Source organism: Kitasatospora sp. NPDC001664, assembly GCF_053596675.1.
This window is the reverse complement of sequence record NZ_JBSFGS010000003.1, coordinates 402,025-415,066: the sequence shown is the minus strand read 5'-3', so window position 1 is coordinate 415,066 and position 13,042 is coordinate 402,025. Positions and strand designations below refer to the sequence as shown.

At 76.0% G+C, this 13,042-nt stretch carries 9 protein-coding genes; 6 read left to right on the top strand and 3 right to left on the bottom strand.

The window, feature by feature from the left end:
- Nucleotides 1-93: 93 nt before the first annotated feature.
- The 4 genes from ACWCYY_RS06645 to ACWCYY_RS06630 all read left to right on the top strand — a co-directional run bounded on the left by ACWCYY_RS06645 (nt 94) and on the right by ACWCYY_RS06630 (nt 7,918).
- Nucleotides 94-1,491, top strand: a complete 1,398-nt coding sequence (locus ACWCYY_RS06645) for an NAD(P)/FAD-dependent oxidoreductase (RefSeq protein WP_380148657.1) — start codon at nt 94-96, stop codon at nt 1,489-1,491.
- A gap of 148 nt (nt 1,492-1,639) precedes the next feature.
- Entirely contained in the window at nt 1,640-6,040 is a 4,401-nt protein-coding gene (locus ACWCYY_RS06640; RefSeq protein WP_449795322.1) for a hypothetical protein, read from the top strand.
- Between the two features lie 149 nt (nt 6,041-6,189).
- Nucleotides 6,190-7,020, top strand: coding sequence for a GNAT family N-acetyltransferase (locus ACWCYY_RS06635; RefSeq protein WP_449795321.1), 831 nt, complete (start codon nt 6,190-6,192; stop codon nt 7,018-7,020).
- A 4-nt stretch (nt 7,021-7,024) separates the two neighbouring features.
- Nucleotides 7,025-7,918: a lysophospholipid acyltransferase family protein gene (locus ACWCYY_RS06630; RefSeq protein WP_449795320.1), complete on the top strand. Its 894-nt coding sequence runs from the start codon at nt 7,025-7,027 to the stop codon at nt 7,916-7,918.
- 82 nt (nt 7,919-8,000) lie between these two features.
- Here ACWCYY_RS06630 and ACWCYY_RS06625 read toward each other — a convergent pair whose 3' ends face one another.
- Nucleotides 8,001-8,396: a DUF1508 domain-containing protein gene (locus tag ACWCYY_RS06625; RefSeq protein ID WP_380148644.1), complete on the bottom strand. Its 396-nt coding sequence runs from the start codon at nt 8,394-8,396 to the stop codon at nt 8,001-8,003.
- A gap of 144 nt (nt 8,397-8,540) precedes the next feature.
- A complete protein-coding gene (locus ACWCYY_RS06620; protein WP_380148690.1) occupies nt 8,541-9,809 on the bottom strand; it encodes a metallophosphoesterase in 1,269 nt (422 codons plus the stop codon).
- 558 nt (nt 9,810-10,367) lie between these two features.
- Between ACWCYY_RS06620 and ACWCYY_RS06615 the strand changes: the two genes are divergently transcribed.
- The gene (locus ACWCYY_RS06615) at nt 10,368-11,168 is read left to right on the top strand and encodes an aggregation-promoting factor C-terminal-like domain-containing protein (RefSeq protein WP_449795319.1); all 801 of its coding nucleotides are present in this window, start codon (nt 10,368-10,370) and stop codon (nt 11,166-11,168) included.
- Between the two features lie 177 nt (nt 11,169-11,345).
- Complete coding sequence (locus ACWCYY_RS06610) at nt 11,346-12,359, top strand: glycosyltransferase family 2 protein (RefSeq protein WP_380148640.1); 1,014 nt, start codon at nt 11,346-11,348, stop codon at nt 12,357-12,359.
- A gap of 29 nt (nt 12,360-12,388) precedes the next feature.
- Here ACWCYY_RS06610 and ACWCYY_RS06605 read toward each other — a convergent pair whose 3' ends face one another.
- Nucleotides 12,389-12,988: a hypothetical protein gene (locus ACWCYY_RS06605; RefSeq protein ID WP_380148639.1), complete on the bottom strand. Its 600-nt coding sequence runs from the start codon at nt 12,986-12,988 to the stop codon at nt 12,389-12,391.
- Nucleotides 12,989-13,042: the final 54 nt, after the last annotated feature.

The window sequence follows — 13,042 nt, the reverse complement described above, 5'->3', positions numbered from 1 at the left end:
TGTCAACACGGTTGACCTTAAAGTCGGGCCGGGGTTCTGATGGCGGTCCGACGAGGAGCCCCCACTCCTCCGTACCCGTAGGAGGCCCCCGCCATGGCCGACGCCGTCCGCGCGCTGGAAGACGCGAAGCCCGTTCCGTTCTGGCTGGACGACCCGGGCCGGCCCTCGGCCGCCTCGGCACTGGTCGGCGACACCCGGTGCGACCTGCTGGTGGTCGGCGGCGGCTACGCCGGCCTGTGGACGGCGCTCATCGCCAAGGAGCGCGACCCCTCCCTGGACGTGATGCTGATCGAGGCCCAGGAGACCGGCTGGGCCGCGTCCGGGCGCAACGGCGGCTTCTGCGAGGCCAGCCTCACCCACGGACTGGGCAACGGCCACCAGCGCTGGCCCGACGAGCTCGCCACCCTCGAGCGCCTCGGTGCCCGCAACCTCCAGGGCATGGAGGACACCCTCGAGCGCTACGCCATCGACTGCGACTGGGAGCGCTCCGGCTCGATCGTGGTCGCCACCGAGCCCTACCAGCTCGACGGGCTGCGCGAGTTCGCCGAGCTGGCGGAGCGTTACGGCAGCCGCCTCACGCCGCTGGACCGCGATCAGGTGCGCGCCGAGATCGACTCCCCCACCTTCCTGGGCGGCCTCTGGGACCGCGAGGGCGTCGCCATGGTGAACCCGGCCAAGCTCGCCTGGGGCCTGCGCCGGGCCTGCCTCCAGCTGGGCGTGCGGCTGCACGAGCACACCCGGGCCACCGGGCTGGCCGAGTCGGGCCCCGGCGTCGTGGTGCGCACCCCGTACGGCCGGGTCGCGGCCCGGCGGGTGGCGCTGGCCACCAACGCCTTCCCCTCCCTGCTGCGCCGTCACCGGCCGTACACCGTCCCGGTCTACGACTACGCGCTGATGACCGAACCGCTGACGGAGGACCAGCTCGCCTCGGTCGGCTGGCGCAACCGGCAGGGCTTCGCCGACAGCTCCAACCACTTCCACTACGTCCGGCTCTCCGCGGACAACCGCATCCTCTGGGGCGGGTACGACGTCGTCCACCAGTACCGCAGCCGGGTGCGGGCCGAGCGGGACCAGCGGCCGGAGACCTTCGCCACCCTGGCGCGGCACTTCTTCGAGACCTTCCCGCAGCTGGAGGGCGTCCGGTTCAGCCACGCCTGGGGCGGGGCCATCGACACCTGCACCCGGTTCAGCGCCTTCTTCGACCTCTCGCACCAGGGCAAGGTCGCCTACACCGCCGGCTACACCGGCCTCGGCGTGGGCGCCACCCGCTTCGGCGCGGAGGTGATGCTCGACCTGCTGGCCGGGCACCGCACCGAGCGGACCGAGCTGTCGATGGTGCGCCGCAAGCCGCTGCCCTTCCCGCCCGAGCCGATCCGCTCGGCCGGCATCGGGGTCACCCAGTGGTCACTGACCCGGGCCGACGCCAACGCCGGACACCGCAACGTCTGGCTGCGCACGCTGGACCGCCTCGGCCTGGGCTTCGACAGCTGACGGACCGGCGCCCCCGGGCGCGGAGCGCACGGGGTTCCTCCGGAAACAGGTCAATCACCTGTCACATCCGTGTCCTTGGTGGCAGCATGGTCCCCGACCGAGCGGGTGGGGTGGGCCCCGGGGAGGGCGCAGCTGATCGGGGTTGTCCATGCTGGCTGAGTCGTGGGGCACCAGTGTCGGAACCGGCGCGGCCGATGCCGCGGGGCGGTACCTTCCGCCGGCCTGGCAGTCGCCGCCGCCGCTGGACTCCGGGTGGTTGGTGGAGCAGCCGAGCAGGCTGCTGGACGCCCGGTTCGCGGTGGTCGGGTTCACCGGCCGGGAGCCGGAGTTGGTGTCGTTGCGGGTCTGGTGCGCGCAGGACCGTCCGCACGCGGTGCGGTGGCTGCACGGCCCGGGCGGTCAGGGCAAGACCCGACTGGCCGACCAACTCGCCGAGGAGCAGCGGCAGTCGGGCTGGCAGGTGGTCAGCGTCGACGGGCCGGAGGGCGGCGGCGGGCCGGGGCGTCCGGCCGGCCCGGGCGGTACGGCCCCGGACGAACGGGCCGCCGGCCTGCTGGTGCTGGTCGAGCAGGCGGACCGGCGGCCGGTCTCCGAGCTCGCCCGGCTGCTGGCCTCGGCGGTGCCGCCCGTGCCCGGGGTGCCGACCAGGGTGCTGCTGCTGGCCCGCGGCGACGGACTGCGGTACCCGCTGGAGGCCGCCTCCGAGCAGCCGACCGTCACGGACTCCCAGGCGCTCGGCCCGCTGGGGCCGGAGGCCCGGCGCGCGCTGCACCGGGCGGCGGTGGCCGCCTTCGCCGCCCAGTACGGGGTCGGACAGCCGCTGCGGGAACGGGACTTGGGCCATCCGGAGTTCGGCCTGGCGCTCACCGTGCTGCTCTCCGCCCTGGACAGCGTCCTCGACGCCGCGCAGCCCGCCGAGACCGCGGAGCCTTCGGTCGTCGAGGCGACCGCTGTCGACCGCGCCGCGCTCACCGTGCGGCTGCTCGACCGCGAGCAGGCGCACTGGGCGCTGCTGCACCGCAGACCGGCGGCGGGCAGGTTCAGCACTCCGCCGTGGGTGATGAGCAGGGCCGTCTTCGCCGCCGCCCTGGGCGGCCCCCGGGCCTCCGACCAGGCGGCCGAGCTGCTCGGCGCGCTCGGCCTGGACCACCCCGTCTCGGCGGTGCTCGCCGACCATGCGCTCTGCTACCCGCCCTCCGAACCGGGCCGCGAGCTGGCGCCGTTGCGGCCCGCCACCCTCGCCGAGGACTTCCTCGCCCTCACCCTCCCGGGCCACGCCGTCGGGTACCCGGCGCAGCCGTGGGCCGCCGGTGACGCCGCCGTCGTGCTCGGCCTCGGGGCGGCCGGCCGTTCCGGCTCCGGGTACGGGTACGGGGTCGGCCCCGGTGCGGAGAGCAGCCCCCGGACCGGTCAGGGCGTCCACGGCGACCCCGGTGGCCCCGGCGGCCGCACCGTCAGCAGCGCGGGCACCCGAGGGGACGGGACGGACCCCGCCGCCGGCGCCGCCGTGCTCCAACTCGCGCTCACCGCCGCCCGCTGGCCCCATGTCCTGCCGCAGCTGCTGCACCCGCTGCTCTCCGCCGATCCGTCCCTGGCCACCGCCGGCGGCACGCCCGTCCTGCTGGCCCTCACCGAACTCCCGGGGATCGATCACGAGTTGCTGGAGCGGGTGCTCGCCACCCTGCCCGCCGATCCTCCTCCGGACCTGCGACCGGGCCGGGCAGCCCTGCTGGTCAAGCTCGCCGGCCACCGGTTGGCGCAGCACCCCGAACCGGCCGAGCACGCCGCCGTGCTCCGCGAACTGGCCTCTTCGCTGGCCGAGTTGGGACGGAATGAGGAGGCAGCCACCGCCGGGCGGCGGGCGGTGGAGCTGCTCACCGCGCTGGCTGCGGGCGAGCCCGCCGAGCACCGGGCCGTCCTGGGTGAGGCCCTCGGCGCACTCTCCGTGCTGCTGGACCGGGCCGGGCACGGAGCGGAGGCGCTGGCCGCCCAGGAGCGGGCCGTCGAGGTGCGCTCGGCGCTGGCCTCGGCCGATCCGGCCCGGCACGGGCCGGGGCTGGCCGCCGCGCTGGTCGCGCACAGCGCACTGCTGGAGCGGGCGGGCCGCTGGGGCGAGGCGCACCGGGCCGGGTGGGCGGCGGTGCACCGCTACCGCGAACTGGCGCGGCGGCACCCGGGCCACCGGGCCGGGCTGGCCACCGCACTGTCGGCCGCCGGTGCGCTCTCGCTGCGCGGGGTCGACGAGACGGACGAGCTGGACCCGGCCCGCGAAGCGGTCGGGCTCTGGAGGGAGTTGGCCGCCGAGGACCCGGCCGCGCACCGTCCTGCGCTGGCGGCCGCGCTGCTGCGGCTGCGGCACGACCTGGCGCGGGCCGGGCGGCGGGGCGAGGCGGTGGCGGCGGCCGAGGAGGGCGTGGCGGTGCACCGCTGGCTGGCGGCCACCGACCCGGAGCGGCACACCGCCGCCTTCGCGGCCGCGCTCGGCAAGCTGCGCAACAGCCTCACCGAGGAGGGGCGCCACCCGGAGGCGGTGTCCGTCGGCGCCGAAGCGGTGGGCGTCTGGCGGCAGTTGGCGGAGCGCGCGCCCGCCGTGCACCGGCGTTCGCTGCTCGGCGCCCTGCACGGCCAGAACGACGTGCTGCGGGCCGCCGGGCTGCCGCCCGAGCCGGAGCCGAGGAACACCGCCCCGCGCGTGCCCCACCCGGCCGCCCCGGGCCGCTCGTTCGCCGCGCCCGGCCCCGCCGCCACCGCCGTCCCCCTCCCCCGCACCGCCGACCCCGCGCAGGCTCCCGCCACCCCGCAGGGCCCGTCCGGGGGCCACCTGCGCCAGGAGTGGGTGGAGGAGGACGCCGCCCCGGACACCTCGGACCGGCCCGCTCCCGAACGGCCGTCCCGACAGCGCCTGTTCGCCGCCGCGGGCGGTCCCGGGGAGGGCGGCGCCGGACAGGACGGAGCCGGACAGGACCGGCCCGGGGCGGACGTCCACGGGGAAGACGTGCACGGGCACGGCGAGGACCGGGCGACCGGGCCCGGGGAGCGGCACACCCCGGCGACCCCGGCGGTCGGCGCCGCCCCCGACCGCCACCCCTCGCCGCCGCCCTCACTCGCGGTGCACGGCTGGCGCGCCGGCCACCCCGAACCACGCACCCGGCCCCACGAGGACCCGGCCGCCCTGGCCGCCCTCGCCGACCGTCTGGCCCGGCAGCGGGACTGGCCCGGCCTCTGGGCGCTGGCCCGGTCGGTGCCGGTCGCCGACGCCGCCCGCCTGGCCCGCCGCCTCCCGCTGCGCCGCTGGCAGCCGGACCACCCGGCCGAGCTCGAACTCGCCCGCAGACTGGCCGGGTTGAGCATCCGCCGGACGGCCGACCTGGTGGCCGCCGAGGCGGCCTCGGTGCCGGTCCGGCTGCCCGCCGAGTTCGACCTGTTCAGCGCCGACTACCTGGCCTTCGCGCACGGCCGCCCCGCCCTGGCCGTGGCCGCGATCGACTCGGCGGCGCAGCAGGAGTCGGTACGGGTGCTCGACCTGGAGCGGGGCAGCAGCCTGACGCTCCATCAGGGTGCCATCGGCCATTCGGCCATCGCCTGCCTCGGCCCGGAGGAGGTGGTGGCCGCCTGGCGGCCGGCCCTGCCCGGCCCGGAGGCGGCGGGGGTCTTCGAACTGGTGCGGCGCGGCCCGGAGGGTGCGACGGCGGTGCTGGGCACCGGCCCGGCGATGGCCGGGGCCCGTACCGTGCCGACCCGCGACGGGCAGGTCTCGGGGCTCCGGCTGGCGCCGGGGGCGCTGGTCCAGGAGGGCCGGGACGCGGCGCGGCCGGTGGACCTGCGGCCCTGGGGCCTGACCCGGGGCGATCTGCTGGCGGTGGAGCCCAGCGGGCGGCGGCTGGTGGTCTCGGACGGGTCCCGGCTGGTCGCGGTGGACTCCCGGCTGCGGGCCGCGCTGGCCACCGCCTCGGTGCCGGCCGAGCTCGGCGAGCTGCTGGACCTGGCCTTCGCCGGGCCGGACGCGCTGATCACCTCGGGTGCCCGGGGCGGCCTCGGGCGCTGGGAGCCGGACGGCACGGTGCTGCGGCTGACGGCCTGGCTGCCCGGGCCGCTGCTGCACAACCTGTTCGCCGTCCCGGCCTGGGGGGTGGTCGGCGGCTACGCGCCGGGCGAGGGGCGGGTGCACTTCTTCGACCCGTACGCGCTGGAGCCGGTGCCCGTCCCGGTCCAGTTGGCCACCGACCTCCAGCTCAAGGTGGTCGCGGTCTCGCCCGACGGCCGGTACGTCGCGGCCGCCGGACGTCCCACCGCCGAGCCCTCCCGGCGGCGCCCGTCCCCGGAGTGGGTCACCCTGGTCCACGACCTCCACCACCCCGGCGCGCTCCTCGAGCGTCCTCCGGCCGCCCTCTCCCCCGCCGAGGCCGCCGCACTCGCCGCACTCGCCGCGCGCCCGACCCCGCCACCGGCCCGCCGGAGGGCCGAACGCGCGGGCGTGGACGAACTGTTGGGCCTCGCCCACGCACTCGCGACGCAGGGAACGGCCCCGCTCGGGACCCGGCCGCACTGACCGTCGGGGATAAAGGTCCGATAAGGGTCCGGCATTCAACAGGTGCACATCTCAACTCCCCCGGTTCGTCATACGAACGCCAACCGGTCTGGAGAGACATAGGGGCAACACGATCTCGCGCTCCAACCCACGCCCCTGGAGAGCCTGCCATGGCCATTGCCACCGCCACCTCACCGGCCGCCAAGCTGCCCACCCCGCGCAACGGCGCCGCCCCGGCCTACTCGGTCTCCCTCGCCACCGACGAGGCGGACGTCCGGGCCGCCCAGCGGCTGCGGCACGACGTGTTCGCCAACGGCATGGGAGCCGTCCTCGACACCCCCGAGCCCGGCCTGGACATCGACCCGTTCGACGAGTTCTGCGACCACCTGCTGGTGCGCGAGAACGAGACCGGCGAGGTCGTCGGCACCTACCGCCTGCTCCGCCCGGAGCAGGCCGCGAAGGCCGGACGCCTGTACTCCGAGACCGAGTTCGACCTCCGCAGGCTGGCCGGGATCCGCACGGACATGGTCGAGGTCGGCCGCTCCTGCATCGACATCCGGCACCGCGACAACGGCGCCGTGATCAACCTCATGTGGGGCGGCATCGCCCGCTACCTGGTCGACACCGGCAACACCTGGGTGGCCGGCTGCTGCTCCGTCCCGCTGGCCGACGGCGGCGCCACCGCCGCCGGGGTCTGGGACGCCATGACGGCTCGCCACCTCTCCCCGGAGGAGTACCGGGTGACCCCGATCCGCCGCTGGGACCCGACCGGCGTGCTCCGCCCCGAGCGCACCAACATCCCGCCGCTGCTGCGCGGTTACCTCCGTCTCGGCGCCTGGGTCTGCGGCGAGCCCGCCCACGACCCGGACTTCAACACCGCCGACCTGTACGTGCTGCTCTCGCTGGAGCGGACCGACCCGCGCTACCTGCGGCACTTCCTCTCCGCCGGCGCCGCCCCGCAGGCCCCCGCCGCGCCCGCCGCCTCCACCACCTCGGACTGACACCGTGTCGGTCTGGCTTCCCACCTCTCCCTGCACGCCCGAGAGCTGTCTGACCGATCCGGGCCCGACCGTGTCCGCCCCGCGCCGCACCGCGCGCGGGGCGGCGGCCGCCGCCGCGCTGCTGGCGGGCGTGCTGGCGGCGCGGTTCGTACCCGGCTGGGGGCGGGTGCCCGCCCTGCGGGACGCGCTGCTGCGCCGGTGGACCCGCACCGTCGTCGGCGCGCTCGGGGTGCGGCTGCGCGTCACCGGTGCCGCCCCGCAGCCGGGCGGCGTCCTGCTGGTGGCCAACCACGTCTCCTGGCTGGACATCGTGCTCTTCGGCACCGTCCGGCCCGGCCCGATGGTGGCCAAGACCGAGGTCGGGAGCTGGCCGCTGCTCGGGCCGCTGACCACCCGGGGCAGCACGATCTTCGTCGACCGCGACCGCATCCGCCGCCTCCCGGAGACGGTCGGGCAGATCGCGGACGCACTGCGGGCCGGCCGGGCGGTCGGGGTCTTCCCGGAGGGAAGCACCTGGTGCGGCCGGGCCGGCGGGACCTTCCGCCGGGCCGCCTTCCAAGCCGCCCTCGACGCCGGGGTGCCGGTCCAGCCGGTGACGATCCGCTACCTCCTCGCCGACGGCGCGCCGAGCACCGCGGCCGCCTTCGTCGGCGACGACGAGCTGCTGCCCTCGATCCGCCGGGTGCTGGCGGCCCGCGGCCTGGTGGCCGAACTCACCTTCCACCCACCGGTGTCCGGCACCGACCGCCGCGAGCTGGCCCGGGCCGCCGAGGCCGCCGTCGGCAGCCCTCCGGCCGCCGGCCACCTCGTCGCTCCCCGCCCCGCCGTCGCCCCCGCCCCCGGCGCCGTCCCGGCCCAGGTCCGCCGCCGGGCGGGCAGTACCGCCGCCTGGCGCTGAGCGGCCCCCGGCCGCGCCAGCAGCACGGCGAGCGACCAGCACGGCGGGCGAGCGGCACGGCGGGCGGGGGCCTGCGGGAGGGCTAACCGTGCGGGCCGACGCGTTGGATGAGCTCCGGTTGGTTCAGCAGGAGCCGCACCCGGCGGAACGCGTTCTGGCAGGTCGCGTAGCGCTCGTAGGCCCGCTGGGAGCAGGCGGACGGGACGCCGTCCGGGCCGGGCACCGCCCAGGTCCAGCCGATGCCGCCCTGCACGTGGGTGATCCGGGCCACCAGGTCCCCGGAGTCCGAACAGAGTTGTTCGAAGCCCTGGAAGGCCCGGACGGCCGTCTCGTAGACCGGGGCCGAGATCGCGACGATCCGCCCGTTCGGCGCCTTCAGCGACCAGCGGTACCGCCCGTTCACGTCCCGGTCGGTCTGCACCGTGGCACGGCGGACCGTCACGGCTTCCGCCTCGCAGCCCACCCGCTGCACTGACATCCGCGTCGCCTCCCCAGGGCGCCACGGACCCGTCCCGGTGCGCTCCCCAACGCTACGTGTGCACTTGGGACTTGCCGACCGCATCGACGCTCTGTTGGCCCCGAAGTTCTCCCTCGTTCACCGCCCCGGGAGGCCCCCGGGCGGTCAGGCCTGGAGCGAGGCGAGGGTGAGGACGGTGATGTCGGAGGGGGCGCCGACCCGGACCGGCGGGCCCCAGGCGCCCGCGCCACGGGTGACGTAGAGCTGGGTGTCGCCGTAGCGCTCCAGCCCGGCCACGGTCGGATTGGCCAGCTCCGCGAGGTAGTTGCCGGGCCAGAGTTGGCCGCCGTGGGTGTGGCCGGAGAGTTGGAGGTCCACGCCGTGGCGGACCGCGTCGTGGATGTTCACCGGCTGATGGGCCATCAGGACCGCCGCCCGCGAAGGGTCGCGGTCGCCGAGCGCGCGGACGAAGTCCGGGCCCTCGCCCTCGCTCTCGCCCGCGAGGTCGTTCACCCCGGCCAGGTCGAACCAGGGCAGTTCGGTGCGGGAGTTCTCGAGCGGCCGCACGCCCAGCGAGCGGACGAACTCGACCCAGGGGCGCGCGCCGGAGAAGTACTCGTGGTTGCCGGTGACGAAGTACGCGCCGTCCTTGGCCCGCAGATCGGCCAACGGCAGTGCGGCCGGGCCGAGTTCGGGCACGGTGCCGTCGACCAGGTCGCCGACGATCGCGATCAGGTCGGGCTGGACGCCGTTGATCGTGTCGACGATCCGCCGGGTGTGCGAGCGGCCCAGGATCGGGCCGAGGTGGATGTCACTGACCACCGCGATCCGGTAGCCGTGCGCCCGCCGGGGCAGCTTGGCCAGCGGCACGGTCACCTTCTTCAGGCTCGGCCCGTTCAACACCCCGTACGTCCCGGTGCCGACCACGGCCGCGGCCACCCCGGCCGCGCCGATCGCCACCGTGCGGGCCACGAACAGCCGCCGCGACGGATCCCCGGCCGTCTCCTCCTTCTTCTCCTCGGCGGTGACGGGCTCCGGCACCTCCGCGCCCGACCCCGGCCCGTCCTCGCCGGGCTCCTGCGGCGTCCACCGGGCCGCGTCGGCGGGCGTCGCCGCACGGGCCGGCAGCCGGAGCCAGACCGCCCGGACCACCTCGCCCGCGAACAGCGCCAGCATCAGGTAGATCAGCGTCGCCAGCCACATGTACCCGGGCCAGGCCACCCACCGCTCCGCGCTCAGCGGCAGGGCCCGGCCGCCGACCAGCGCCCCGAGCCCGAGCAGCGGCAGTGCCACCGCCGCCACCGTGCCGGTCCGGCGCCAGCGTCCGCCCGGCGCGGAGACGTCGCGGACCAACCGGCGCCACAGGTACCAGTGCACCAGCGCGTAGAGACCGAGGACCAGCGGCACGATCAGCAGGAAGATCACGGGCCCCAGTATGGAAGGTGGCCGATCGCGCCCCGGCAGCGGGTCCGCCCTCGCGGCGGCCCCGGGTGCGTGAGCGGCCGGCCACGCTGCGCCGACCTCGGGGCGCCAAACCTGTGAGGCCGCCCACACGCTCCGACGGGTCTACTGCCCTGCGTAGGAGATAAACACGGGGTAAGCCCCCTTATCCCGCCCTGACCCGCCCCCAGGACCCGTCCGGGGCCGGGAACCGTGCTGGTCCCGGGGGTGCCGGGGGTCGGGATCGGAGGTCCGGGGCGGCCCGGGCATGGCTTTGCGGGCCGTCCGACGGCGGCCGCGCCCGTCGCCGCATCTACTACCGGGAGTCGTTTCGGCGGTCTTTGCCTCCGTCGGAACGGTCTGCCAAGAATGGCCAGGTCCACAAGGCAGCGCGGTCGGTCCAGCAGGCCCGGTCCCGCCCTCCCCCGCCAGCCCCGGCTCACCCGGAGCGCCCTGGCCGCCGACGCACGGCACGCGGACTGTTCCCCCGAACAGGTTCTGCGGTACCCGCGTGCCCGGTGCGGCCGCCCGACGGAAGAGGTCGTCCCCTCCATGCAGTTCCCGCTCCCCAAGAACCGCCGCAACGCCATCATCACCGGTGTCGCCACCCTCGCCGTGGCGGGCTCCGCCACCCTCGCGCTGGCGCTGCCGCAGGACACCACCAACGCCCAGGCCGCCCCGCAGGCCGCCGCCTCCGTGTCGGCCGCCGCCGCGAGCTCCGCCGCCGAGGCCCAGCGCACCGCCGAGGCCGACGCCAAGGCGCTCGCCGAGGCCTCCGCCCAGGCGCAGGCCAAGGCCGACGCGGACGCCAAGGCCGCGGCCGACGCCAAGGCCGCCCAGGAGGCCCAGGCGGCCGCCGACGCCCAGGCCAAGGCGGACGCCGACGCCAAGGCCGCCGCCGATGCCAAGGCCAAGGCGGACGCCGACGCCAAGGCCGCCGCCGACGCCAAGGCGAAGGCCGACGCGAAGGCCGCGGCCGATGCCAAGGCCGCCGCCGACGCGAAGGCCAAGTCCGACGCCGAGGCCGCCTCCCGCAGCCAGCAGCGCAGCGCGCTGGCCGCCCCGGCCGGCTCGCCGAAGCAGATCGCCGCGCAGATCGTCCCGGCCGGCCAGCTCCAGTGCTTCTCCAACATCGTCGAGCGCGAGAGCGGCTGGAACGTCACCGCCACCAACGCCTCCTCCGGCGCGTACGGCCTGGTCCAGGCGCTGCCCGGCTCCAAGATGGCCTCGGCCGGCGCGGACTGGCGCACCAACGCCGCCACCCAGATCAAGTGGGGCCTGTCCTACATGAACGAGCGCTACGGCAGCCCGTGCGCCGCCTGGAGCTTCTGGCAGTCCCACAACTGGTACTGATCCCAGGTCAGCCCACCCGCAGGGCGGTCACCCGAACAGAGGGTGACCGCCCTGCGGCATTCCGTGCGGGCGAGGTGAAGATCCTGGGCACGTTGCTCCGGCTCTGCCCGATGATCAGCCGCTATGCGGCTTTTCCGACCTTTGCCTGGCCGTGTACGCACACCTAGCCTCCCGGCCATGCACAACCCGCTGATCTCCGTGGTGCTCCCCGTCTACGACCGGCAGCACCAGCTGACGGACTGCCTGGACTCCCTCCTCGCGCAGACCCTGCGCGACTTCGAGGTGCTCCTCGTCGTGGACCGCTCCCCGGACTCCCCCGAGCGCGTGGCGGCCGCGTACGAGCTGCGCGACCCGCGCGTGCGGATGCTCCGGCTGAACGCGGCGGTCGGCATCGGCCGGGCCCGGAACGCGGGGGCGGCCCGTGCGCTCGGCGAGTACCTGCTCTTCCTGGACAGCGACCACCTGCTCGACCCCGACGCGCTCGGCGTGATGGCGGAGCGGCTGACCGAGACCGGGCCGGTGGACGTGCTGCTGTTCGGCCACACCCGCGAGCACGGCGGCCGGGTCTGGCCCGGCGGCTCGGCCGGGCTGCTGGCGGAGCTGGCGGCCGCCGGGGCCGCGACCGGGCGGGAGGTGTTCTCCCCGCTGGACCACCCGGAGCTGCTGGGCGCACCGCCGCTGGCCTGGGACCGGCTGCTCCGGCGGGGGCTGGTGCCGCCCTTCCCGGACGGCGCCTACGAGGAGGTCCCGGTGGTGCACCGGGCGATGCTGACGGCCCGTCGGGTCGCGGTGCTGGACCGGGAGTGCGTGCGGATCCGCCGCCGGCAGACGGTGCACCCGACCGGCTCGCCGGGCAGCAGCCACTTCGACCTGTTCGAGCAGTACCAGCACGGCTTCGAACTCCTGGACGACCAGCCGGAGTTGGAGCCGTTCCGCGCACACCTGTTCACCCGGATGGTGCGGCACCTGCTGTTCGTCTTCGACCTGGCCGGCTGCGTGGACCGGGCCGAGCGCCCGCAGTTCTTCCAGCGCGCCGCCGAGGCCTACCGCAGGTACCTGCCGGAGGGCTACCGCCGCCCGGGCGGGCGCGAGGGCGTCAAGTTCTCCCTGCTGGCGAACGGCGCCTACCCGGCCTTCGAGGTGGCCAAGCTGGGCCAGATCGCCCGCACGGCGGTGTCCGGGCGCCGCTGACGGCCGGTCAGCGGCGCCCGGCGGGCGGATCAGACGTGCGCGGTGCCGCCGTCCTTCGCCATCGCGGCGGCGATCACCTTGTTGTGCGCGGCCCAGAGCTCGGAGCCGACCGGCGGGAGCACCTCGTCCCAGAGCGGCAGGAAGCTGCCGCGCAGCTGGAGCATGCCCTCGGGCCGGGCCAGCAGCCACAGGTGGAGGTGGGCGGCGCCGTCGCCCCAGCGGTTCACGTGCACCCGGCCGATCCCGCCGATCTCCTTGACCGCCCGCTCGATCCGCTGGAGCAGCGGGCCGATCTCGGCCGAGCGCTCCAGCGGCAGGTCGGCCAGGTCGTGGTGGGCACGGGGGAAGAGCAGCAGGGTGGCGGGCAGGGCCCCCGGCTCGCGCATCGCGGTCAGCCGCCAGTGCTCGTCCGTCCACAGGAAGGACTCGTCGGGCCGCTTGCACTCGTCGCAGCTCTCCGGGCCGTCCTCGCCGTGCCGGGGCGGCTCGGGGAGCACGGGGCGCTCCAGGCGCTTGACGGTCAGCTCGCCGGCCAGCGGAAAGATCTCCCAGGAGGCGGCGTCGGGCACGGGCAGGTCCTGGCCGTAGGGCAGCCCTGCGATGTAAGGGTTCTCCTCAAGATCGCTCATGCCCCCACACAGTGCCACATGACATGGCGTCACCTCCCACCGGGGTCTGGCGGT

Excerpts from the sequence above, each read along its gene's own strand:
- ACWCYY_RS06610 (WP_380148640.1), top strand. The coding sequence starts at position 11,346 with ATGCACAACCCGCTGATCTCCGTGGTGCTCCCCGTCTACGACCGGCAG.
- ACWCYY_RS06615 (WP_449795319.1), top strand. The coding sequence starts at position 10,368 with ATGCAGTTCCCGCTCCCCAAGAACCGCCGCAACGCCATCATCACCGGT.
- ACWCYY_RS06645 (WP_380148657.1), top strand. The coding sequence starts at position 94 with ATGGCCGACGCCGTCCGCGCGCTGGAAGACGCGAAGCCCGTTCCGTTC.
- ACWCYY_RS06625 (WP_380148644.1), bottom strand. The coding sequence starts at position 8,396 with ATGTCAGTGCAGCGGGTGGGCTGCGAGGCGGAAGCCGTGACGGTCCGC.
- ACWCYY_RS06605 (WP_380148639.1), bottom strand. The coding sequence starts at position 12,988 with ATGAGCGATCTTGAGGAGAACCCTTACATCGCAGGGCTGCCCTACGGC.
- ACWCYY_RS06640 (WP_449795322.1), top strand. The coding sequence starts at position 1,640 with ATGCTGGCTGAGTCGTGGGGCACCAGTGTCGGAACCGGCGCGGCCGAT.
- ACWCYY_RS06635 (WP_449795321.1), top strand. The coding sequence starts at position 6,190 with ATGGCCATTGCCACCGCCACCTCACCGGCCGCCAAGCTGCCCACCCCG.